This is a genomic window from Candidatus Effluviviaceae Genus V sp., assembly GCA_014728125.1.
Lineage (GTDB): Bacteria > Joyebacterota > Joyebacteria > Joyebacterales > Joyebacteraceae > WJMD01.
In genome coordinates this window covers 1-20,241 of sequence record WJMD01000030.1, presented here as the reverse complement: position 1 = coordinate 20,241, position 20,241 = coordinate 1, and the positions used below count along the sequence as shown (strand labels likewise).

17 protein-coding genes are annotated in these 20,241 nt (G+C 66.6%); 2 read left to right on the top strand and 15 right to left on the bottom strand.

Annotated elements, in window-relative coordinates:
- Positions 1 to 6: 6 nt before the first annotated feature.
- The 5 genes from GF405_01635 to GF405_01615 all read right to left on the bottom strand — a co-directional run bounded on the left by GF405_01635 (position 7) and on the right by GF405_01615 (position 4,482).
- Positions 7 to 1,491, bottom strand: a complete 1,485-nt coding sequence (locus GF405_01635) for a trehalose-6-phosphate synthase (GenBank protein MBD3366858.1) — start codon at positions 1,489 to 1,491, stop codon at positions 7 to 9.
- Positions 1,492 to 1,496: 5 nt separating this feature from the next.
- A complete protein-coding gene (gene otsB, locus GF405_01630) occupies positions 1,497 to 2,351 on the bottom strand; it encodes a trehalose-phosphatase (protein MBD3366857.1) in 855 nt (284 codons plus the stop codon).
- On the bottom strand, positions 2,348 to 3,589 hold the full coding sequence (locus GF405_01625) for a glycosyltransferase (protein MBD3366856.1): 1,242 nt from the start codon (positions 3,587 to 3,589) through the stop codon (positions 2,348 to 2,350). Before GF405_01625 ends, otsB begins: the two co-directional genes overlap by 4 nt.
- Positions 3,586 to 4,227 (bottom strand): hypothetical protein, encoded by a 642-nt coding sequence (locus tag GF405_01620; protein MBD3366855.1) that lies wholly within the window; start codon positions 4,225 to 4,227, stop codon positions 3,586 to 3,588. The genes GF405_01625 and GF405_01620 overlap by 4 nt, the downstream gene beginning before the upstream one ends.
- Positions 4,228 to 4,299: 72 nt before the next feature.
- On the bottom strand, positions 4,300 to 4,482 hold the full coding sequence (locus GF405_01615; GenBank protein MBD3366854.1) for a YjzC family protein: 183 nt from the start codon (positions 4,480 to 4,482) through the stop codon (positions 4,300 to 4,302).
- Between the two features lie 210 nt (positions 4,483 to 4,692).
- On the opposite strand from GF405_01615, the gene mutY reads away from it, so the two are divergent.
- The gene (gene mutY, locus GF405_01610) at positions 4,693 to 5,763 is read left to right on the top strand and encodes an A/G-specific adenine glycosylase (GenBank protein MBD3366853.1); all 1,071 of its coding nucleotides are present in this window, start codon (positions 4,693 to 4,695) and stop codon (positions 5,761 to 5,763) included.
- Between the two features lie 24 nt (positions 5,764 to 5,787).
- On the opposite strand, the gene GF405_01605 is transcribed toward mutY, so the two are convergent.
- From GF405_01605 to corA, 6 genes are all read right to left on the bottom strand, one after another.
- A complete protein-coding gene (locus GF405_01605) occupies positions 5,788 to 6,753 on the bottom strand; it encodes a deoxyhypusine synthase (protein MBD3366852.1) in 966 nt (321 codons plus the stop codon).
- 47 nt (positions 6,754 to 6,800) lie between these two features.
- The gene (locus GF405_01600) at positions 6,801 to 7,103 is read right to left on the bottom strand and encodes a hypothetical protein (protein MBD3366851.1); all 303 of its coding nucleotides are present in this window, start codon (positions 7,101 to 7,103) and stop codon (positions 6,801 to 6,803) included.
- Positions 7,104 to 7,141: 38 nt separating this feature from the next.
- Complete coding sequence (locus GF405_01595; protein MBD3366850.1) at positions 7,142 to 8,815, bottom strand: tetratricopeptide repeat protein; 1,674 nt, start codon at positions 8,813 to 8,815, stop codon at positions 7,142 to 7,144.
- Positions 8,812 to 9,405, bottom strand: coding sequence for a DNA ligase (locus GF405_01590; GenBank protein ID MBD3366849.1), 594 nt, complete (start codon positions 9,403 to 9,405; stop codon positions 8,812 to 8,814). Before GF405_01590 ends, GF405_01595 begins: the two co-directional genes overlap by 4 nt.
- A gap of 154 nt (positions 9,406 to 9,559) precedes the next feature.
- Positions 9,560 to 12,031 (bottom strand): DUF4397 domain-containing protein, encoded by a 2,472-nt coding sequence (locus tag GF405_01585; GenBank protein MBD3366848.1) that lies wholly within the window; start codon positions 12,029 to 12,031, stop codon positions 9,560 to 9,562.
- 211 nt (positions 12,032 to 12,242) lie between these two features.
- The gene (gene corA, locus GF405_01580; protein ID MBD3366847.1) at positions 12,243 to 13,307 is read right to left on the bottom strand and encodes a magnesium/cobalt transporter CorA; all 1,065 of its coding nucleotides are present in this window, start codon (positions 13,305 to 13,307) and stop codon (positions 12,243 to 12,245) included.
- 244 nt (positions 13,308 to 13,551) lie between these two features.
- Here corA and GF405_01575 point away from each other — a divergent pair, with 244 nt between their 5' ends.
- The gene (locus GF405_01575; GenBank protein ID MBD3366846.1) at positions 13,552 to 15,207 is read left to right on the top strand and encodes a phosphoenolpyruvate carboxykinase (ATP); all 1,656 of its coding nucleotides are present in this window, start codon (positions 13,552 to 13,554) and stop codon (positions 15,205 to 15,207) included.
- A 93-nt stretch (positions 15,208 to 15,300) separates the two neighbouring features.
- Here GF405_01575 and GF405_01570 read toward each other — a convergent pair whose 3' ends face one another.
- The 4 genes from GF405_01570 to GF405_01555 all read right to left on the bottom strand — a co-directional run.
- A complete protein-coding gene (locus GF405_01570) occupies positions 15,301 to 16,416 on the bottom strand; it encodes an alkaline phosphatase (protein ID MBD3366845.1) in 1,116 nt (371 codons plus the stop codon).
- 492 nt (positions 16,417 to 16,908) lie between these two features.
- Entirely contained in the window at positions 16,909 to 17,889 is a 981-nt protein-coding gene (locus tag GF405_01565) for an RluA family pseudouridine synthase (protein MBD3366844.1), read from the bottom strand.
- Positions 17,890 to 18,136: 247 nt separating this feature from the next.
- Positions 18,137 to 19,186, bottom strand: coding sequence for a hypothetical protein (locus tag GF405_01560; GenBank protein MBD3366843.1), 1,050 nt, complete (start codon positions 19,184 to 19,186; stop codon positions 18,137 to 18,139).
- A 256-nt stretch (positions 19,187 to 19,442) separates the two neighbouring features.
- The coding region (locus GF405_01555; GenBank protein MBD3366842.1) for a serpin family protein at positions 19,443 to 20,241 on the bottom strand (799 nt) is incomplete at its 5' end.

The following is a 20,241-nucleotide window of genomic DNA, read 5'->3' as shown; positions in this document are numbered from 1 at the left end:
CCCCGGCTAGGCCGTCTCGGCATCGATCCCCGGCGTGAACTCCTGCAGAACGGGGAAGCTGTCGAGGTTCCTCGAGATCGACGCCTCGAGGAAGGAGTCGACCCACCAGAAAATGTCGTGTCGTTTGACCAGTCTTCTGAGTCGGTGCATCCGGGCGTGGCGCTCCCACGGGTCCATGTGAAGCGCGCGGTGGATCCCGTCGGCGACGCCGTGGACGTCGTACGGATTGACGAGCACGGCCTCGTGCTGAAGCTCCCCGACGGCGCCCGCGAACTCGCTCAGGATCAGAACCCCGCTCTCCTCCAGGCTGGAGGCGCAGTACTCCTTCGCCACGAGGTTCATGCCATCCTTCAAGGGCGTGATGAGTGCTATCTCCGCGGTCCGGTAGTACGCTATGAGCTCCGGCCTCGTAAGCGACCTGTAGATGTAGTGGATCGGGACCCAGCCGTGCGTCGTGAACTCGCCGTTGATCTCGCTGACGAGGCGCTCGATTTCGATCTTGAGTTGCTCGTACTCGGGGATGCCGCGGCGGCTGGGCACGACCACCTGGACCAGCGTCACGCGGTGCTGGAGGTCCGGGTAGCGCCTCAGGGCGTCACGATAGGCATGGAGCCTGTACGTTATCCCCTTCGTGTAGTCCATCCTGTCGACGCCGAGGATGATCTGCTGGTTGGGGAACTTCTCGTGGATGTGCCAGGCCCGCTCCGAGACCTCTGAGCTCTTCGCCATTCCCTCGAACTCGTCGTAGTCGATGCTGATGGGGAAGGCGCCGATGCGCAGTTGCTTCGGCGGTACCTCGAGATCGCAGACCTGCCCTCTTCCGCAGGAACCGGTCTCGCTGACGAGCGAGCGCACGCTGTGCACGAAGTTCCGGCGGTCACGCATCGTCTGAAAGCCGACGAGATCGTAGTCGAGGAGCGCGCTCAGGACCTCCGAGCGCCAAGGGAGCTTTATGAAAATGTCGAGGGGAGGAAACGGGATGTGAAGGAAGTAGCCGAGCTTCCCCTCGTACCCCATCTTCCTGAGCTCCCGCGCGACCAGCAGCAGGTGGTAGTCGTGGACCCAGACGAAATCTCCCGGACCGGTGTTCTCCGCGATGACCTCCGCGAAACGCCGGTTGACTTCCTGGTAGGTCGTCCAGTAGTCCGGGTCGAAATTGCACCTCGACTGCAGGTCGTGGAAGAGCGGCCACACGACCTCGTTCGAGAACCCCCTGTAGTGCTGCTCGACCTCACGCGCCGTGAGCGATATCGGCACGAGGGAGTACCCGACCGAGTCCTCGTGCGACCTGAGGGCGTCGTTCAGGCCTTCCTCGTACGTCGTACCGGGCCATCCTATCCACAGACCGCCGCGGTCCTTGAGAACAGGGGCGAGAGCCGTCACGAGTCCCCCCGAGCCGGGCTCGACGTGCCATGCCCCGTCATCCTTGCTCAGGACGATGGGCAGCCTGTTCGACACGACGACGAGTCTCTCTATCGGTGCCTCAGCCATCGGTCTCACCGTCCCTTCGTGACCTCGACCCACGCCCGCAGGAACCTGCGGACGTCCCGCGGGGTGCCCAGTCGTCCTCCGGCGTGCGTCGGCCGGTCGAGGCTTCCGACCTTTATCCCGACGCCCAGTCTGCGGACGACGGCGAGGGCGTCCTCGTCGGTCTCGTCGTCTCCGATATAGACGCAGAGCGTGTCGGATGCGACGTCGCCGAGAAGCTCGAGAAGCGCCGTTCCCTTGTCGATGCCGAGGACCCGGAGCTCGACGCCGCCGAGGAAACGTCTGACCTCGAGGTCGTGCTCGGACGCGTCGCGCTCCCAGAGGGCGGCGACCCTGTCCTCGGCCGCGCGGGCCTCGTCCGGTGTCATCGGCCGCGTGTGAAGCGCCACAGACGCGTTCTTCCGCTCGACCGTCTCCGCGAAGCCGAGGTCCCGCGCCTCGCGAAACGCCCGATCGAGCCGCTTCGTCTGGTCCCGGCGGGGTTCGATCCTGAAATCGGTCCCGTCGGGGATGCGGAACTCGGTGCCCTGGCTGGCGCTGACGGGAACCCCGAGATCGCCCAGAAGCTGGAGAAGCTCCGAGAGCGGTCGGCCCGTCATGATGGCCAGGTCGGTGGCGTCACTGTCCCGGATCTCCTCCAGAAGGGGGACGACGCCGTCGAGCGGCCTCGCCTTCATCCGGTCCTCGTGGAAGGGCGCCAGCGTTCCGTCGTAGTCGAGGACGAGGCAGCGGGACGGGGCCCTCCGGACCCGGTCCCAGAAGTCGGGCACACCCGCGACATCGACCAGCCGGTCCGGTGCGTCGCTGCGCCCCTCGCCGCGGGACTCCGCTGTGCCGCCTCTGTCCGAGCCGGTCGCGCTCATGCCAGCTCGATCCTGTCGCCCAGCTGGTGCTCGAGGGCGAGCATGACCGTGAGGTACTCCCGGAGATGCCGGGTGAGAAGGAAGTGGTCGCAGACGAAGGCCCGCGCCTGGGCGCCCATCTGCTCGAGCCGGTCCCTGTGATGAAGAAGGTACCGGATGCGGAGCGCCGCGCCCTCGGGGGTCGAGACGAGGAAGCCGGTCTGGTGGTTGACGACCTGGAGCCTGATGCCGCCCGTGTCTCCTCCGATGACGGGCCTGCTCTTCCACATCGCCTCGGCGACGGTCAGCCCGAAGCCCTCGCGGATCGACTTCTGGAGCACGATGTCCGCGGCCCGCTGCAGCGCGTTGATCGTGAGATGAGCGTCCGGCGGGAGAAGGAGGATGTGGATGTCCGGATCGTGGTTCGCGGCCCGTCTGGTCTCGTCCAGCACGGCCGCTCCCTCCGGGTCGTCCGTCGCGCTGCCGCCCGCCAGCACGAGCTGAAGCGTCGGCGTGAACTTCCGGGCCAGACGATAGGCCTCGATGACGCCGACCGGGTCCTTGAACCGGTCGAAGCGGGAGACCTGCAGGATCATCTCTCGGTCGGGGTCGATCCCGAACTCATCGTAGACCGACGTGATCTCGTCCGATGTCAGGTCGCGGTTCTTGTCGCTGAGAGGATCGATGCTCGGCGGTATGAGGTACTGCGGGTGCGGCAGTCTGTGCGAGAAGGCCGCCAGCGAGAAGACGCTCGCGTCGTAGTTCTGGAGGAAGCCCTTCAGGAACCGCCAGATCGGCCGGTAGGGACGGGATACGTCGATGTGGCAGCGCCAGATCCAGCGGCCCTCCCGGTTCGGGCACATCTCGAGAAGCGGCGCCGGCTGAGGGTCGTGGATGAAGACGACGTCCGCCGACTCCAGCGTGGCCCGGAGCTTCTGAGCGTTCTCGAGGTTGACCGACCTGTAGTGGTCGAGCTCTGAGGCCCCGACCGTCACCCGGTTTCCCTGAAGCGCGTTGTGGAACGACTTCGTCGTACCGTAGAAGCCGGCGTCTCCCTCGATGACCTCCCACGTCGCGTCGATACCGAGCTCTCTCTTCAAGGGCACGAGCTTCGTCAGGATCTCCGCCACGCCGCCGCCGACGCGCGTCGAGTTGACGTGGACGACACGCATGCCCTTCAGAGGGCGCGCCAGCTGCCTGAGCTGGTCGACGGCCTCTTCGCCTGCCACCTCCGCGTATCGTTCGAGCTGGGCGCTCACGACCGGTCACCTCCGAGGTGTTCGGTGAAGATCTGCACGAGCTCGGCCTTGAGCTCCGACAGCGTCTGGTAGAAGGGGTCGACCCCCTGGCAGCGGAGCGCCAGCTCCTCGTAGTCCCCGGGAAGGTCCGACAACCACGAGCGGAAGTCGTCGACGCCGCCCGGCGTTCTGCGACGAGCGTCCACGAAGTGATAGAAGACGCTGTTGTTCGACATGGCCGCGATGGCGCCGGGCAGCTCTCCGGGCTCCTCGACGACGCGGTGCGTGTCGAATACGACGATCTGGGATCTGATGAAGTGGAACTGGGCCTCGCGCGACGTCCACGGGAGAACCTCACTCTGGTCCAGTTCCTCCTCGAGCACCTCGATGACCTCCTGCCTGAGGTCCTCGAGGTCCGCGAAGTCCGTCGGGTCGATGACGCTCAGGCGCTCGGCCAGGGCGGTGTTCCTGAGCGCGCTGTGAACCCACCTTGCGAAGTCGTTGTTGAAGCGTGGGTCGTCGAACTGGGGGCGGACGAGCCCTCCCCAGAAGTGATAGTAGACGCTGTCGAGGTCGATGCCCTCGAGCTCGTTCCTGAGTTCCTTCAGGTTCTGCGCCCGCCGTCCGGTCGCGATCGCGGCCAGAGCGCAGTCCTTGATGGCAAACGGCTTCGGTCCGCGCGGGTCGTCACCGCCGCGCGGTTCGTGCTTCGGCTGCGTTTGAGGCACTCGCTATTCCTTCTTCGGAGCCTTCTTCCAGGATGTGGCGTGTCCACAGTTCATGCAGACGGGGAACTCCTCGCCCTCGTGGAACTCGTGCTCGTCGACGCCGCCCTCCGTGTGGCAGATCTCACAGACGTACTTGCCGTCCTCCGGTACGGACTGGCCGACCTTGTAGTTCTTGTCCTCAGGCATGTTCTCCTCCGAGTGACGTGCTGACGACGGCCGGGATGCACCCGGGCCGCGCGCCTCCGGCGCGCTCTTCACCGGGAACCCCGGCTCGGTCCGGATGCGCAGACAATGATGTGACCTTCCATTCTATAGGCCACAGGCCCGGCGGTGTCAAGCTGGCCGCCGCGAACGAGTGGTCCGGGAGCGGCCTGGCGGCGTCCCGCCGCGCGGAGTATGATGCGTGTCATGAGCATTCCCGACCCGGCGCGCATCAGTCAGGCCCTTCTGGCGTGGTACGATGTCAGCCGTCGCGACCTGCCGTGGCGCGGCACCACCGATCCGTACGCGGTCTGGGTCTCAGAGGTCATGCTTCAGCAGACACAGGTCGGGCGGGTCATCGATTACTGGACGCGCTTCCTCGATGCCCTGCCGACGGTCGAGTCGCTGGCGGGGGCCTCTCTCGACGACGTGCTGGCGCTCTGGTCGGGGCTCGGCTACTACAGCAGGGCCCGCAGGCTCCATGCGGCCGCGCGCGAGGTGGTCGATGAGCGGGGCGGGCGACTCCCGGAGACAGCCGCCGGACTGCGCGAGCTTCCCGGCATGGGGGACTACACGTCGGCGGCCGTCGCCAGCATCGCGTTCGGCGAGCCGGTGCCGGTCCTGGACGCCAACGTCGTCCGCGTGCTCTCACGTCTCCTCGCTTCGACGGGCGACCCGCGGCGCGCCGGTGTCAGACGGGAGCTCCGGGCGGCCGCCGCCGAGATCGTCCGGGTCGGGCGGCCGGGGGACGTCAACCAGGCGTTGATGGAGCTGGGGGCGCTCGTCTGTCTGCCGCGTGAGCCGGCGTGCGACGATTGTCCGCTGTTCTCGTTCTGCGCTGGGCGTCAGTCGGGTGACCCCCGGACGTACCCGGCCGCGGCGGGGCGACCGGAGGTCTTGACGCTCCGCGAGGCGGCGCTCGTTCTGTGCGGGGAGGGCACGGTGCTGCTGACGCGCGAACGCCATCCGAGGGGATGGTGGAACGACCTCTGGCGTCTTCCGACGAAGGAGCTCGGATCGGGACGCCCTGAGGAACCCGTGTGGGAGAGCGTCGTGAAGGATGAACTCCCCGACCCGCCCGGGAAGGCCGGGAGCATCCGCTACTCCGTTACGAGACACCGCGTCGTGCTCGATGTCTACGTGGCGGAGCTCGACGCGGTCGTGCTGCCTGGACGCGGCTTCAGGTGGGTGCTGCTCGAGACGGTCCAGGACCTGGCGTTTCCCGCGCCGCACATGCGCGCGCTGGGCCTGGCGGGCGTCGCGTGAGGGTGCAGTCGGGCCGACGACCGCCTACTGCCCGAGCACGTACGCGAAGATCAGCGGGGCGACGATCGACGCGTCCGAGTTGATCATGTATCTCGGCGTGTCGACGTCGAGTTTGTGCCACGTGATCTTCTCGTCCGGAACAGCCCCCGAGTAGGAGCCGTACGATGTGGTGCTGTCGCTGATCTGCGCGAAGTACGCCCAGTACGGGACGTCCATATCGAGATCCTGGATCAGCATCGGGACGGCGCAGATGGCGAAGTCGCCCGCGATGCCGCCGCCGATCTGGAAGAAGCCTACCCGCACTCCGCGCTCGGCGCGATCAGCGTACCACCGCGCCAGGTGCTGCAGCTGCTCGGTGCCGCTCCTGACGGCCCGGTGGGAGGACACGGTCCCGCTCATCACGGCGGCGGTGAAGATGTTCCCGAGCGTTGAGTCCTCCCATCCCGGACAGTAGACAGGGATGCCCCTCTCCTTGGCGGCCAGGACCCAGGAGTTCTCCACCGGGATCTGGTAGTGCTCCTTGAGTTCGTCCTTCTCCAGGAGCGCGCAGACGAACTCCCACGGGAACCTCGGTTCCTCGCGCTCAGCCGCCTCTTTCCACATGTCGATGAGGATCGACTGCGTGTGGCGCATTACCGATTCGGGAATACACGTGTCGGTAACACGGTTCAGGCCTCTGTCCCTGAGCTTGCGTTCGTCCTCGGGCGACAGGCTTCTGTAGTGGGGGACCATCTCGTAGTCCGAGTGCGCGAAGAGGTTGAATACATCCTCCTCGAGGTTCGCCGCCGTGCAGGAGACCGCGTGGACCCTGTTCGAGCGGATCATGTCGGCGAGCGACACGCCGAGTTCACCGGTGCTCATCGCTCCCGCCATGGCGAGGAGCATCTCCCCGCCGTCGGCCAGCAGCTGTCGCCATCCCTTCGCCGCGTCGAGCGTCTCGCGCGCGTTGAAGTGCCGGAAGTGTCGCTCCATGAAGGCTGCCGTGCTCATCGCGTGGGTCCTTTCGTGTGGGCATCGGTCTATGTCAGACGGCGCCGTCAGCCGCCGATCTCGATCTCAAGGTCGGGTGTCTGGTCGGGTCCGCGGACCTTGTGGCAGTGGACGTCGCAGTCGAAGGTTCCCGCCGGCGGGTTCTGCTGGACCGTCAGGCTCTCTGTCGTTCCGTCGCCGACCGACACATACCCGACCCCGAAGATCCGGTCGTCGGGGAAGGTGAACGTCACCTTCGAACCGTCGGCGCTGAAGTCGACCTTGTCGCCGGCCGCGGCCGCGATGGAGGATGGGGAGACCGTTCCCGCGTCGCCGCCCGAGTAGGTGACCGTGACGGATTTCGTCGCCATGGCGCGCGCTCCTTTCGCTCAGGAGCCGGGCCTCGAGACTAGTCGTTCACCGAGAGCCCCAGTCGGTCGAGCATTCCTCCGTACCTGGGGTCCTCCCGGAGGCGCCTGAGCCCCGGGCTCGACTCGATTCGTGACAGAGGGTAGCCCCCCCGCAGGGCCTCCTCGATCAGCTCGAGCGCGCGATCGCGTTCTTCCAGAACCTCGTATGCCTGTGCGATTCTCTTCAGTGTCAGGAAGCTCTCTCCGCCCAGCTCCAGGGCCGACTCGATCAGGGCCCCGGCCGCCGCCTTCTTGCCGAGCATCCCATGGTACCCCGCGAGGTCAAGCATGAGCAAGACGTCGCCCGGTGAGCACTCCAGCAGCTTCTCGGCCTCGAGCGCAGCTCTCTCGTATGCCTTCCGCGACTCCGCCGTCTTCCCCATGTGCGAGCGGATGGTCCCCAGCGCCCCCCAGAGCCTGTAGTCGGTCGGCGTCCCGGCGAGCGCATCAAGAAGGACCCGCTCAGCACTGTCGAAGTCTCCGGAGCGGAAGTACATGACAGAGAGGTTTCGCAGTGTGTGATGGCTGCGTTCTATCTCAAGCGACCGCTCGAACGCCTCGATCGAGCGGGCCGGTTCCTCCATGAAATGGAGAACACCGGCGACATTCGACCACATTCTCGACGCCTCAGGGTTCAGGGCGACGACCTGTGCGAAGTGCAGGAGCGCCTCGTGCAACGATTGAGTATTGAAGCGCGACACACCGAACTCAGCGTAGCCGCGCCAGTCAGCCGGATGGAGCTCGGTCAACCTCGTGAACATGCGCTCCGCCTCCTCGCGCCGTCCGAGTTCACGGAGCGCGCGCCCGGCGTGTCGGAGCGCGACCGGGTCGTGCGGGGACGTCATCAGGACGTCGTCCAGCCGGTCCAGCCCATGTTTCAGCCGACCGGATGCGATGAGAAGCACACCGTGCGCGCGCCGGACACGTTCGTCGCCGGGCGCGACCGACAGAAGCGAGTCGATCGAGGTCTCGGCGAACTCGAGAAGCCGTTCATCGCTGTGAAAGGTGTACTGGCGACACCGGACCTCCACGACACCGGCTGCCGCCTCAACGAGATCGGGGTCCCGCTCGACCGCGCGGCGGTAGGCCTCGGCCGCGTCGTGGAAGTGCCTGCTGTTCGCGGCAACGGTCCGAAGCCTCTCGCCGCGAAGGAACGCCTCGAGCGCGGCGCCGCTCGTCTCGACGCCTGCAAGGCGCTGCCGGTCGGCATGCGTCACCTCGATGCCGAGCACACGGCCGACGGCGGGAAGGAACACGCCAGGGTCGACCGCGATCGTCGAGACAGCCTCCCGAACGACCTCTGAGCCGGCAGGAGAGCCCCGTCCCGCCGCCGAGAGCTCGAGCCGGACCAGGGCCACATCGTCTGCGACCGTGACGAGCGAGGAGAGAAGCTCGTCGGCGGAGAGCAGGGTCCGGACGGCCTCGATGCATCCGGGCGCCGCGGCGCGCACGGAGTCGGCGGGGACGACATCGAGCTCCGGACGGGTCGCGGCGAGGACCTCGAGGCTCCTAAGGAGGTGACGCTCGATACCGACGGCAAGCACGTCGTAGGACGGGCCCGAGGCGTTGGCCGCGGGCAGCACCGCGATGCGCCGCCCACCCGCTGGGACGGCCGCGGCGAGGAGAACCAGTGTGACCGCCACGGCCGCGCCGCACCGTGGGAACCGTCTCATCCGTCCCCCTCCGACTCTGCCACCTCCTCAATGGTCCTGCCGGAGAGGACCGACTCCGGCTCGGTGCTGACCGGGTTCCGGCGCGCGTCGGCTTCGGAGTCCTTCATCTTGATGAGAAGCCAGCGCTTGCCGTCGCCCCCGGTACGTATGAGGGCGTAGCCGCCGGTCAGTTTCTCGCCCTCGAGCCAGACCGTCGCGTGTCCCTCCTCGAGACCCTCGTCCATCGGGACCTCGTTGCCGTCGTCGTCCTCCTTCAGGTTCCGATAGGTCCCGCGGTCCCAGACGATGACGGTCCCGGCCCCGTACTCTCCCTCGGGGATCACGCCCTCGAAGCCGGCATAGTCCAGAGGGTGGTCCTCGGTCGGCACGGCCAGGCGTCTGACCCGCGGGTCGGTCGAGGGGCCCTTGGGTACGGCCCACGACTTCAGTACACCGTCGACCTCCAGACGGACATCGTAGTGGAGCGTGCTGGCGTCGTGCTTCTGGATGACGAAGATCGGGTCTCCTCCCGAGCTTCTCCCGCCGGACGGCTCGGGGGTGCTCCGGAAGTCCCTCTTTTCCCTGTAGTCCTTCAGTCGGTCGGATGGCATGGCGCGCTCCTCCCTCGCGTGTCGGTCCGTCGGTCCATCGTACATCAGGGACCGGTCGTCCGGAAGGGCGCTCCGCAACGGCCCGAACACGAGAACGGGCGGGGCCCTGTCAGGGCCCCGCCCGAGCGTTGTGGGCGTCGTCCTCAGTCTCCCGTTACTTCAGGATCGACATCTTCCGGGACTCCGTGAAGTCCCCGGCCTGCATCCGGTAGAAGTAGACACCGGAGGCCATGTCGTTCGCGTCGACGCGGATCGTGTGCCAGCCCGCCGGGCGCCGCTCGTCGATCAGCCGCTTCACCCTCTGTCCGCGGACGTTGTAGACGTCGATCGTGACGTCCGACTCCTCCGGGAGCGCGAAGGCGATCTCGGTGACCGGGTTGAACGGGTTCGGCGAGTTCTGGCCGAGTGCGAACTCCATCGGCTTCATCGGGTCGCCGGCGACGTCGCGCGTGCCGCGGCCCGCCGCGGGAAGCTCGACGACCTGACCGTCGGGCAGCGTGGCGAAGAGACCGAAGGCCTCGCCGCCCGGGTCGCCGTCGGGCGTCAGGAAGCCGGACGCGAAGACCGTGATGCCCTTGCTCCCGAGTCCTCTGAGGTCCGCCTCGTACGACGCCACCACCGTGTCGTTGTCTCCGCCCGGTGTGACGTCGAGCTGCAGCACCGTGGGCCACAGCGTCACGTAGTCGGAGAACTCACCGTAGCCGATGTCGTCGAACAGTACCCAGTCCCACCACCCCCTGCGGGCGACGATGTCGACCGTGGGCGCGTCGGTGGCGCCGTGGAATGCGATCAGCTTGATGAGACCGAGATGCACGTACTCCCGCATGCCGCCGCGCGGAACGACCGTGAAGGCGATCGGGCGCCCCTGGGGGTTCGCCTCGAACGCGCCCGGGTCGAGCACGCCGGTGGCCATCGCGCAGTAGCGCTCGTTGGCGTCCAGCGTGACCTCGAACGTCGCGATGATGTCGTCGGGACCGTCGCTGTCTCCGGGTGCCACACCGATCGAGAGCGGCACGCCGGCCGGAACATCGACGTACGGCGTGGCCGTGCGGAAGGCGAAGTCCGGGATGAACGGCTCATCGCCCTCGTTGACGTAGATGTCGACCACCCCGGCGGCCGGATCGGCCGCGTTGTGGATCACCTGGAGGCGCGCCGTCGGCGTGACCGGGGGGAGCTCGACGACGTCGCCGGTGGGCAGTGCCGCGAACAGACCGAAGCCGGCACCGTCCTGGTTGTCGTCGGGCGTCAGGAAGCCCGAGGCGAAGACGACCGCGGCGCCGCCGCCGAGGCCGGAGAGATCGGCCATGAAGGAGGCGACGACCGTGTCGTTGTCGTTGCCCGGCGTCACGTCGAGCTGGTACTCGCGCGGCCAGAGCGTGCGGTAGCTCGAGAACTCTCCGTAAATAAGATCGTTGATGAGCGTCCAGATGTGGTACGGCCCGTGGATCCGTATGTCGACCGTCGGCGCGTCGGTCGCGCCGTGGAAGCCGATGAGCTTCACGAACCTGGGGCCGGCGGACTTCCTCACGCCGTCGACGGCGAAGATCGTGAAGGCCGTGCTCTCGCCGTCGGGGTTCGGAGCGAAGTCGTCCGGCATCAGAACGCCGTTGGCGACCGCAACGTAGGTCTCGCCGTTCTCGAGCGTCACCGGGAACTCGGCGATGATGTCGTCGGGACCGTCGCTGTCGCCGGGGGCGACGCCGATGACGAGCTCAACGCCCGCCGGCACCTCGACGAACGGGGTCGCGTCACGGAAGGCGAAGTCCGGAATGAACGGCTCGTCGCCGCCGTTGACGTAGATGTCGACAACCTCGGCGGCCGGGTCGGCCGCGTTGTGGATGACCTGGAGCTCCGCCGTCTGCTCGACCGCCGGGAACTCCACGACCTGGCCGTTCGGAAGGGCCGCGAAGAGGCCGAACGCCTGGCGCGTCGGAACGTCCGTCGGGGCCAGGAAGCCCGAGGCGAAGACGACGGCCGCGCCGCCGCCGAGCCCCGTCAGGTCGGCCTCGTACGAGGCGACCACCGCGTCGTTGTCGTCGCCGAGCGTCACGTCGAGCACGTACGGCCGGGCTCTCAGCAGGCGGTAGGCGGAGAACTCACCGTACGTGAGGTCGTTGAACGGGACCCAGGCGCCGATGCCTCGAACGAGGATGTCGACGGTCGGGGCGTCGGTCGCGCCGTGGAACCCGATCACGCGGACGCCGCCGAACTCGCCCGACGTTCTGATTCCGGCTCTCGGGTAGAGCGAGAAGCCGATCTCGATGCCGTCGGGATTCGGGGCGAACTGCGACGGATCGAGGACACCGTTCGCAACGACGACGTACGTCTCGCCGTCTTCGAGCGTCACCGGGAAGCTGGCAATGATGTCATCGGGGCCGTCGCTGTCGCCCGGCGCCACTCCGATCACGAGCTCGACCTCGGCGGGCACCTCGACGAACGGGGTCGCGGTGCGGAACGCGAAGTCGGGGATGAACGGGTCCGCGCCCTCATCGACGTAGATGTCAACAACAGCCGCCGCGGGATCCGCGGCGTTGTGGATGACCTGAACCTGTGCTGTCTGTGCCACGGCCGCGCCCGTAAGCGCGACGAGGATGGCGAGCGTCCAAAGCAAACCGAACCTGCCCATCTCCTCCTCCTTGCTGATCCCCATGCTGCATGACAGGAACGCCCACACAGGGATAATGATGCACCTCAGGCAGGCCGGTTTCATCAAAGAGAAGATGGACGAACCGATGCTTCCCTGCAATCCTCTGTCAGGGAGTCAGTTAGGGCTTCAGCGCTAACACAACCCTGATAATGGCCTGACGCTCATCCTCCTGATTCATGCCCCGGACCCTCTAGAGCCACCGCCTGCGGCCAAAGAAAACCACCATCGCCAGAAGCACGAGGATCATGACGCCCCAGACGCCGGCGTAGCCCCAGCGCCAGGAGAGCTCAGGCATGTGCTCGAAGTTCATGCCGTAGATGCCGGCGATGAACGTGAGGGGTATGAAGAGGCTCCCGACGATCGTCAGGACCTTCATGATCTCGTTCATCCGGTTCGACGCGGCCGACATGTAGAGGTCGATGAGCGAACCGACCATGTCTCTCATCGTCTCGATGGTGTCGATGACCTGGATCGCGTGGTCGTGGACGTCGCGCAGATAGAGCTTCGTCCGTGCGGTGACCAGCTGCGACTCCGTCCGGGTGAACCCACTGACCATGTCGCGGAGGGGCCACACGGACTTCCGCAGCAGGATCGACTCACGTCGAAGGGTATGCACCGAGCGGAGCGTCTCGTGGGACGGGTCGGTGTGGACCTCCTCTTCGAGTTCCTCCAGACGGTCGCTCACGCGCTCGAGCAGCACGAAGTAGTGATCGACGACCGCGTCGATCAGCGCGTAGCAGAGGTAGTCGGCGCCCTCCTTCCGAATCCGGCCGGAGCCGGCTCGGAGACGCTGGCGCACGGGCTCGAACACATCTCCGGGCTGCTCCTGAAAGGACACCACACAATCCTCTGTGAGGATGAAGCTGATCTGCTCGGAGAGGATCTCGTTGGTCTCAGCGTCAATGTGGGGCATGCGGAGGACGAGGTATATGGCGTTCTCGTACTCCTCGATCTTGGCCCGCTGCGCCGTGTTGACGATGTCCTCGAGCGTCAGTGGGTGGAGGCCGAACACGTTCCCCAGGGCCTCGACGATGCCGACATCGTGAACGCCGTCGACGTTGATCCACGTGACGCTGCCGGTACCGATGTAATGCGATGCGTCGTCCACGCTATCGAGGTTGCGCTCGGCGAGGGCCGTCTCGTCGTAGTCGATCACGGTGATCGTGACGGGGCTCTCCCGGTGCGCGCCGGTGTGCACGAGCGTTCCCGGCGGATCCCCGGCTTCCTTGCCGCGGTGTCTGAAGAGCCTGGCCATACTTCACCTCCGTCAGCTTGGGCCGCACCTGACAACACCCACAATTCTCTATCGCACGGCAACCCCATGGGGCAAGCACCAAAGGAGCCGCCCCCGCGGGCGGTTTCTCCATGTCCCTTGAGGCTTCACTTCCGACCGCCGACAATGGTAGCATCGAAGGTCCTGATGTCCGGGGCGCGTCGCTGGTCGCCCCTGACCCCAACAGTCCCTCGTGACGCCTCGGGGGTGATGAACGGGAGGCAGCATGGCTTTCGCCGACAGACTTGATGAGCTTCTTGCAGGGAGGTCGGACGTCAAGAGGAACATCTCGAGGGCGGAGATGATCCGGGACGCGGTCGCGCGCCGCGAGGCCGTTCCCAGCGCGTCCGGCGCGCTGGCCACCTGGACGCCGCCCGAGTCGTCCGGCCGGAGCCCGAAGGACACCTACATCGTGCGCCGAGCGGAGAGCGAGGAGACGATCGACTGGACGAGTCCCAACAACATCCCGCTCGCCCCAGGGACGTTCGACATGCTCCTCGAGGACGCTCTTGAGACCCTCGGCGAGGTCGAGAGGCTCTACGTCACCGACAGGCTCGTCGGAGCCGACCCGGCGTACGCGCTCCCGGTCCATACGGTCACCGACTGGGCGCTCGCGGCGCTCTTCACCGACAACATGTTCAGGCCTTGGGACGAAAGCGCGGCCGAGACGAGCTGTTTCTCGGAGCGTCACTTCACGCTCGTCGCGCTGCCGTATCACAAGCTCGACGCCTCCCGGTACGAGGGGCGACTGCGGGTCGACCCGAGGCTTGGCCACACCTCGACGATGGCCGTCGCGATGGACTTCGACAGGCGGATCGGCGTGGTCTACGGCTCGGCGTACGGGGGCAGCGTCAAGAAGCTCATCTTCACCGTCATGAACTACATGCTGCCGGGGGAGGGGATCCTCCCGATCCACTGCAGCGCGAACGAGGGTGCGAACGGGGACTCCGCGCTTCTGCTCGGGCTCTCGGGCACGGGCAAGACGACCCTCTCGGCCGACGCATCGCGGGCGCTTCTCGGCGACGACGAGCACGGGTGGGGCGACGAGGGGATCGCCAACTTCGAAAACGGCTGCTACGCCAAGCTCATCGATCTCGATCCCGTGAAGGAGCCCGAGATCTACAATGCCTGCTTCCACAAGGATGATGTCGAGAACCACGGGGCCATCATCGAGAACGCCATGATGTACCCGTGGGGCGAGTTCGATCTCTATGACGACCGTCTGACGCCGAACTCCCGAGGCTCTTATCCGCTCCGCTACCTCTCGAACATCAAGGAGGACTCGCGGGCCGGTCATCCGAAGACGATCCTCTTCCTGACGGCCGACGCGAACGGCGTCATCCCGCCCGTCTCGCGGCTCAATCGCGCGCAGGCGATGTTCTGGTTCCTGATGGGATATACCAGTAAGCTGGCCGGTACGGAGACCGGCATCGTCGATCCGGTCAGCACGTTCTCGCGTTTCTTCGGCGAGCCCTTCATGCCGAGGAACCCGGACGTCTACGCGACGATGCTGGGCGAGCGGATGGAGCGGCACGGGACGTCGGTCTATCTCGTCAACACAGGGTGGAGCGGGGGACCGTACGGCGTCGGCAGCCGGATGGACCTGCCGCTGACCAGGACGATGGTGAACGCGGCGCTCGAGGGCAAGCTCGAGGGCGTCGAGTACGTGACCGACCCCGTGTTCAACGTGGCCGTCCCGACAAGCTGCCCCGGCATCGAGGACCCGTCGATCCTCATACCGAAGAACACGTGGGACGATCCGGATGCGTTCGAGGAGCGCGCGAGGAAACTGGCGGCCGACTTCCGCGAGCACTTCGAAAAGGCCTACGGCGACAAGGGGATCGCGCCGGAGGTCGCGGCGGAGTGCCCGGCCGCGGACTAGCCGCCTCCGGCCGACCCATCCGCTCGTGCATTACAGAAACGACCCCGGGCCTGGTGGCCCGGGGTCGTTCCATGTGGTGCCGGCGATGCCGCGCTATCGGTCGCCGTTCGGCCGGCTCGCGACCATCTCGATGAGTCCCCTGCCGATGTCGGTGTTGTCGACGATTCCGGAGAAGATCTCGCTTCCCGGTCCCAGACTGAGAATGGGAACCGCGGTCGCCGTGTGGTCGCCGCACGCATGATGCGCGGTGAACGTCCGTTCCTCGAGTGAGCCGTCGAGGACCGTGAGTCCTCCGCACTCGTGATCAGCCGTCACGATGACCAGCGTCCGTCCGTCGCCCTCGGCGAAGTCGACAGCGGCGCCGACGGCGGCGTCGAAGTCCATCATCTCGTCGATCATGTAGGCCGCGTCGTTCTCGTGACCGGCCCAGTCGATCTGCGATCCCTCGACCATGAGGAAGAACCCGTCGGGGTCACTCGAGAGGATCTCGAGCGCCTTCGCCGTCAGCTCGACGAGCGACGGGTCGCGCACGGACGCCACACCGGGATGAGCCCTCGCGAAGAGCCCGACAGCCGACTCGACGTCTCCAAGCGCCCGGAAGTCCTCCGCGCTCCGCACGACGGTCGTCCACCTTTCCATCTCAGCGATGAGATCGCGACCGTCTTCCCGCGCGCCGCCGGGCGTCGTGCTCGGTGTGAAGTAGGCCCAGCCGCCGCCGAAGAGGACCTCGACTCCGGCCTCGGCCATCTGAAGAGCGATCGCGTTGTCCATGCTCCGGTCGTCGACGTGCGCGGCGAAGACGGCGGGTGTGGCGTGCGTGATCGAGCAGGTCGCGACGAGCCCGGTGGCCATGCCGCGGGCCTCGGCGTGTTCGAGGACGGTCGTCACGGGGCGCCGGTCCTCGGTCACGGAAATGGCGCCGTTGTACGTCTTGTGGCCCGTCGCGATCGCCGTGCCGCTGGCCGCAGAGTCGGTCACAAGCGTGTTGGCGGCGAAGGTCCACTGCAGCCCGCCGGACGGGAGCCGCTCCATGTTGAGCTCGCCCGCATGGACCCTGGCCGCCGTGATGTGGGAGGCCGCCATGCCGTCGCCGATCATGAGGATGATGTTCTTCGGGGGCTCGACAGCCCTGACCTGCGCCACAGCGACGAGCAGGAGAACAGCTGCGAGCCATGTTGCGGCGCGGCGCTTCTTCTTCGTCTTCTCCACGTCCCTTCCCCCCGTACGTTCTGGGTGCTTCGGTTCAGGTGTTTCTCTACCACGAACCTAGACCGCCGGCGGCGCGTCGGCAACCGGCAAGATGCGAGAATCCTGTTAGATGCGGGAAGAGGAACTGAGCGGGGACGTCAGACCCGCGTCCTGGCGGAACGCAGCATCGCCCACCGGTCGTCATCCTGCGCGGACGACGACCGGCGGGCTTCCTCGAGGAGGGACATCTCTGAGTGGTGCCTCATGACCGCGCTCAAAGAGGGGGGACGAGCGCTAGACGAACACGAAATAGCCGCAGCGATGCCTGAGTGCCTGGATCCTCGTTCTGATCGTCATCTCCATCACCTCCGGTCGGGTCTCCCGGGCCTCGGACGCTCCTTCGCCTTGTCGGCCCGCACCTGGTGGTTATCCTCGGCGCTCTTCCCTCCCCGGAGGCGCCCCGGCGGCCCATGGAGCGTCGGGCCTGCCGCATTCATCGTTTATGACTCCACATCACCCCCGGGGGTTTGAGGCGATCTCGACTTTTTTCCGGCGGAGGTTCTCCAGCGCCCTCCGGAGGTCGGTCGGCAGGGTGGCCGCGACGTCGAGCGCACGGCCTGTCACAGGATGGCTGAACCTGAGGCGGGCCGCGTGGAGGGCGTGTCTCTTCAGGACGAGGTGACGGCGCACGGCGTCCGAGCCGGGCTCACGGACGAGCTCGCGCAGGAGCGCGGCCGGGAGACCGTACGTCTTGTCGCCGAGAAGTGGGTGGCCCGCGACCTCCAGGTGGACGCGGATCTGGTTCGTGCGCCCCGTCAGAGGTTCTACGTGAAGGAGAGCGGCCCCGGGCAGGCGCTCGAGCACTTCGACCGACGTGGATGCGGCGCGCCCGCGCCGGTGATCGACGACCGAGCGGGGGACGGGATGCTGCCTGCCGATCCTGCGGAGGGGGGCGTCCACCAGGAAGGAGCTTCGAGTGGGCGTGCCGCGGACGATGGCCAGATAGGTCTTCCGAACCCGGCCCTGCTCGAAAGCGGCCGACATGCCGCGCCGCGCCTCTGGCGACTTCGTCAGCACGATCAGACCGCTGGTCTCCCTGTCGAGGCGGTGGCAGAGTGTCAGGTCGTCGCCGCGCTCAGCGCGGAGGACGGCGACGAGGGTGTTGCCTATGAACTGCCCGCTCGCGTGGACCGGGATGTTGCCCGACTTGGAGACGATCAGGAGCTCGTCGTCCTCATAGACGGCGTCGTACGAGCGGTCGACCTCAGGCTCGTCGACGGTCACTGTGTACTCGACCTCGTCGTCGCGGCGGACGATCAGGCTTCCGTGGGCGACCTCACCGTTCACCCTGATCCTGCCGTTCCGGAGCCGTTCCTCCCAGAGAGCCCGCGGGAGGTACCGGAACCGCTCAGCGAGGTAGTCGATGAGCGGCCGGTCCCTGAGCGAGTGGTGGACCGTCGTTCTCAGTCGGTATGTACGCCGCCGTGTGTCCACGACCGTGTCTCCCGGTGTCCGTTCGGTTCGTCATTCTACATGGTACTGAACCCGCGGATGCCGAGACACCCTCCGCTGTGCGACCCGTAACTCAGACCATCGTGCGCGTCGCACACTGTGCCCTGAAGGGCGCGCAGCTCGTGACCCCCGGGAGCACGATCGTACGGTTCGTCGACCGTGGCCCCCAGAGAAAGACGCCCCGCCGTCCGTCGGACGGCGGGGCGCTCGAGCGCAGTGGATGCGCGGTCTAGCGGTAGATCGACTTGATCGTGCCCCACGACGTGGGCTCGACCGGCGTGTAGCCGAACTCGTAGATATTCGCGACATACTCGACGCCACAGGGGATGCCGAGCCAGCCATCAATGGAGACGAGGACCCAATAGGTCCCCGCGGTGAGGAGCTGGTCGACGCACAGCGTGAAGTTCGCAGCCGCGGCCTCGGAGACGAGGACCGTCGCGAAGTCGCAGCCCGAGTTGCCGTCCACGATCCAGACCCTCGCCGGGAAGTCGGCGCAGACGCAGACCTCGACGTGCTCGTCCTCGGTCAGCACGAGCTCGTACCAGTCCATGTCGCGGTACTCGGCAGGCCCCGTGCCGTCGTCGTACATGAAGTTGCCGCTGTTGCCGCAGATCGTCGTGTTGAGGTCGATCGACTGGAACACAGGCGGCACGACATTGCAGCCGCCGTTGTAGGTGTCGTCGTACTGGTCGAAGCAGTCGACCTCACCCTCGTCGACGCCCCAGGCCGGGCACTCGACGATGCAGGGCTGCTGCTGGGAGATATCGACGTCGAGGATGTAGTCTCCGCAGCTCGTGCCGTAGCCGTCGACGACGATGTAGTACGTGGAGCCGGCGAACACGGGCATGCCCGTGATGAGCGACTTCCAGCCGTCGTCGCCGCAGGCGTCGTCGTTGCAGGCGTACGGTGCGCCCGGCGTGTACGAGTCCTCATACACGAACACCTTCGTGTCGTAGAGCGACGCGCACAGGTCGATGTCGATGTACTCGTCGGCCGCGGGCGTGTACGCGTAGACCACGTCCGGCGCCGCGCCGCCGGAGTACGGGCAGACCTCGTCGTAGTCGTCGAGGTAGGGGCACGTGTTGCCGGTATCGCTGAAGGGGAGCGACGGGATGACGACGGCCGTGGCGATGTTCTCGCCGCCGTCGCGGCCCTCGTACGTGGGGTTCCCGGTCGAACCGGCGTTCTTTCTGGGCGGCATGTGGTCGGTCAGATTCATCGACGCCGCTGCCACCCCTGCCACCATCAGAAGAGCCATAACGAGCGCAACTGTTCTCATTGATGCATCCTCCAGGACGTGCGGGACACTGCGTAAGCTCATGACGAACGCGTTCCGCGGGGCCTCTCGTCCTCCGGCCGAGGGCCCGATCGAGACATCATGTGGCGTTGAATGCCGGGGCCGCTCCCCCCAACGAGCGGCGAGGATACTCCTTTTGTGGTCCTCAGTCAAGTTAGTTTCCCGCGTTGTCGGCGCCAAGGTGGAGCCTCCGCCGACTGAGCGTTCATCTCTCATGCATCGCAATCCCCGGCGGGCGTCACGGGGACGCCAGACGACCCATGAAGAGGATCGCCCCCGTTCCGCGGTCCCTGATGAGGAAGAGGAACGGGCGGTCGGCCCTGAAGACGGGCGGCGGCTCCGGGATGGATGTTCTTGCGATTCCGACGGCTGTGGCGGCGGCCGCCTCGGAGCCCTCCTCGTTGACGTCGACGAACGCCTTGTGGAGGACCTTGCTGATGAAGAGCTCGCGGTTCCCAGCGATCCCCGAGAAGTCAGCGGTGCCCGGCTTGAAGGCCTCGACGATGCCGAGAGCCCTGAGGTCGTCGCCCAGTTCCTCGGTGCCCCAGTGGATGGTGAAGCGGGGGAGTGAGACGTCGACCTTCCTCTCGCTGAGGCCCGCGAACCAGTCCGCGAGGAGCTCCGGTGTCAGCGATGACTCGAGTGCGGCGAGCGCCCCGTCCGATTCGTCGGTCGGGAGGATCACGGTCATGGCGAGGTCACCGCCCTGGTAGGGGAGCTCGAGGACCTGCGCCGCGTCATCCGCGAGATAGCCGTAGTCGTCCACGCGGTGCATCATGTCGACCGTCGTCGCCTCGCCCGGTGACATGAACGGCGCCTCGCGCGTCGCCTCCTCGTCGAACTTCTGCTTCCAGTCACCTTTGAAGTAGATGGCGTTGACGAGGACCAGCACCGTGGACGAGTCGAGCGCGCCGCGTGGTATCAGGTTCTCGATGCGGTCGTTCGTCTCGTCCTCGACCCAGCCGTTGATGCGTGTGCGGGCCTTCTCCGTGTCGCGCACGAAGTCGACGGTGTTGAAGCCGGCGCCGAAGTCTTCG

What these genes read in the sequence shown, in the direction of transcription:
- mutY (MBD3366853.1), top strand. Translation starts at nt 4,693, where the DNA reads ATGATGCGTGTCATGAGCATTCCCGACCCGGCGCGCATCAGTCAGGCC.
- GF405_01575 (MBD3366846.1), top strand. Translation starts at nt 13,552, where the DNA reads ATGGCTTTCGCCGACAGACTTGATGAGCTTCTTGCAGGGAGGTCGGAC.
- GF405_01585 (MBD3366848.1), bottom strand. Translation starts at nt 12,031, where the DNA reads ATGGGCAGGTTCGGTTTGCTTTGGACGCTCGCCATCCTCGTCGCGCTT.
- GF405_01590 (MBD3366849.1), bottom strand. Translation starts at nt 9,405, where the DNA reads ATGCCATCCGACCGACTGAAGGACTACAGGGAAAAGAGGGACTTCCGG.
- GF405_01595 (MBD3366850.1), bottom strand. Translation starts at nt 8,815, where the DNA reads ATGAGACGGTTCCCACGGTGCGGCGCGGCCGTGGCGGTCACACTGGTT.
- GF405_01600 (MBD3366851.1), bottom strand. Translation starts at nt 7,103, where the DNA reads ATGGCGACGAAATCCGTCACGGTCACCTACTCGGGCGGCGACGCGGGA.
- corA (MBD3366847.1), bottom strand. Translation starts at nt 13,307, where the DNA reads ATGGCCAGGCTCTTCAGACACCGCGGCAAGGAAGCCGGGGATCCGCCG.
- GF405_01605 (MBD3366852.1), bottom strand. Translation starts at nt 6,753, where the DNA reads ATGAGCACGGCAGCCTTCATGGAGCGACACTTCCGGCACTTCAACGCG.
- GF405_01635 (MBD3366858.1), bottom strand. Translation starts at nt 1,491, where the DNA reads ATGGCTGAGGCACCGATAGAGAGACTCGTCGTCGTGTCGAACAGGCTG.
- GF405_01615 (MBD3366854.1), bottom strand. Translation starts at nt 4,482, where the DNA reads ATGCCTGAGGACAAGAACTACAAGGTCGGCCAGTCCGTACCGGAGGAC.
- otsB (MBD3366857.1), bottom strand. Translation starts at nt 2,351, where the DNA reads ATGAGCGCGACCGGCTCGGACAGAGGCGGCACAGCGGAGTCCCGCGGC.
- GF405_01560 (MBD3366843.1), bottom strand. Translation starts at nt 19,186, where the DNA reads ATGAGAACAGTTGCGCTCGTTATGGCTCTTCTGATGGTGGCAGGGGTG.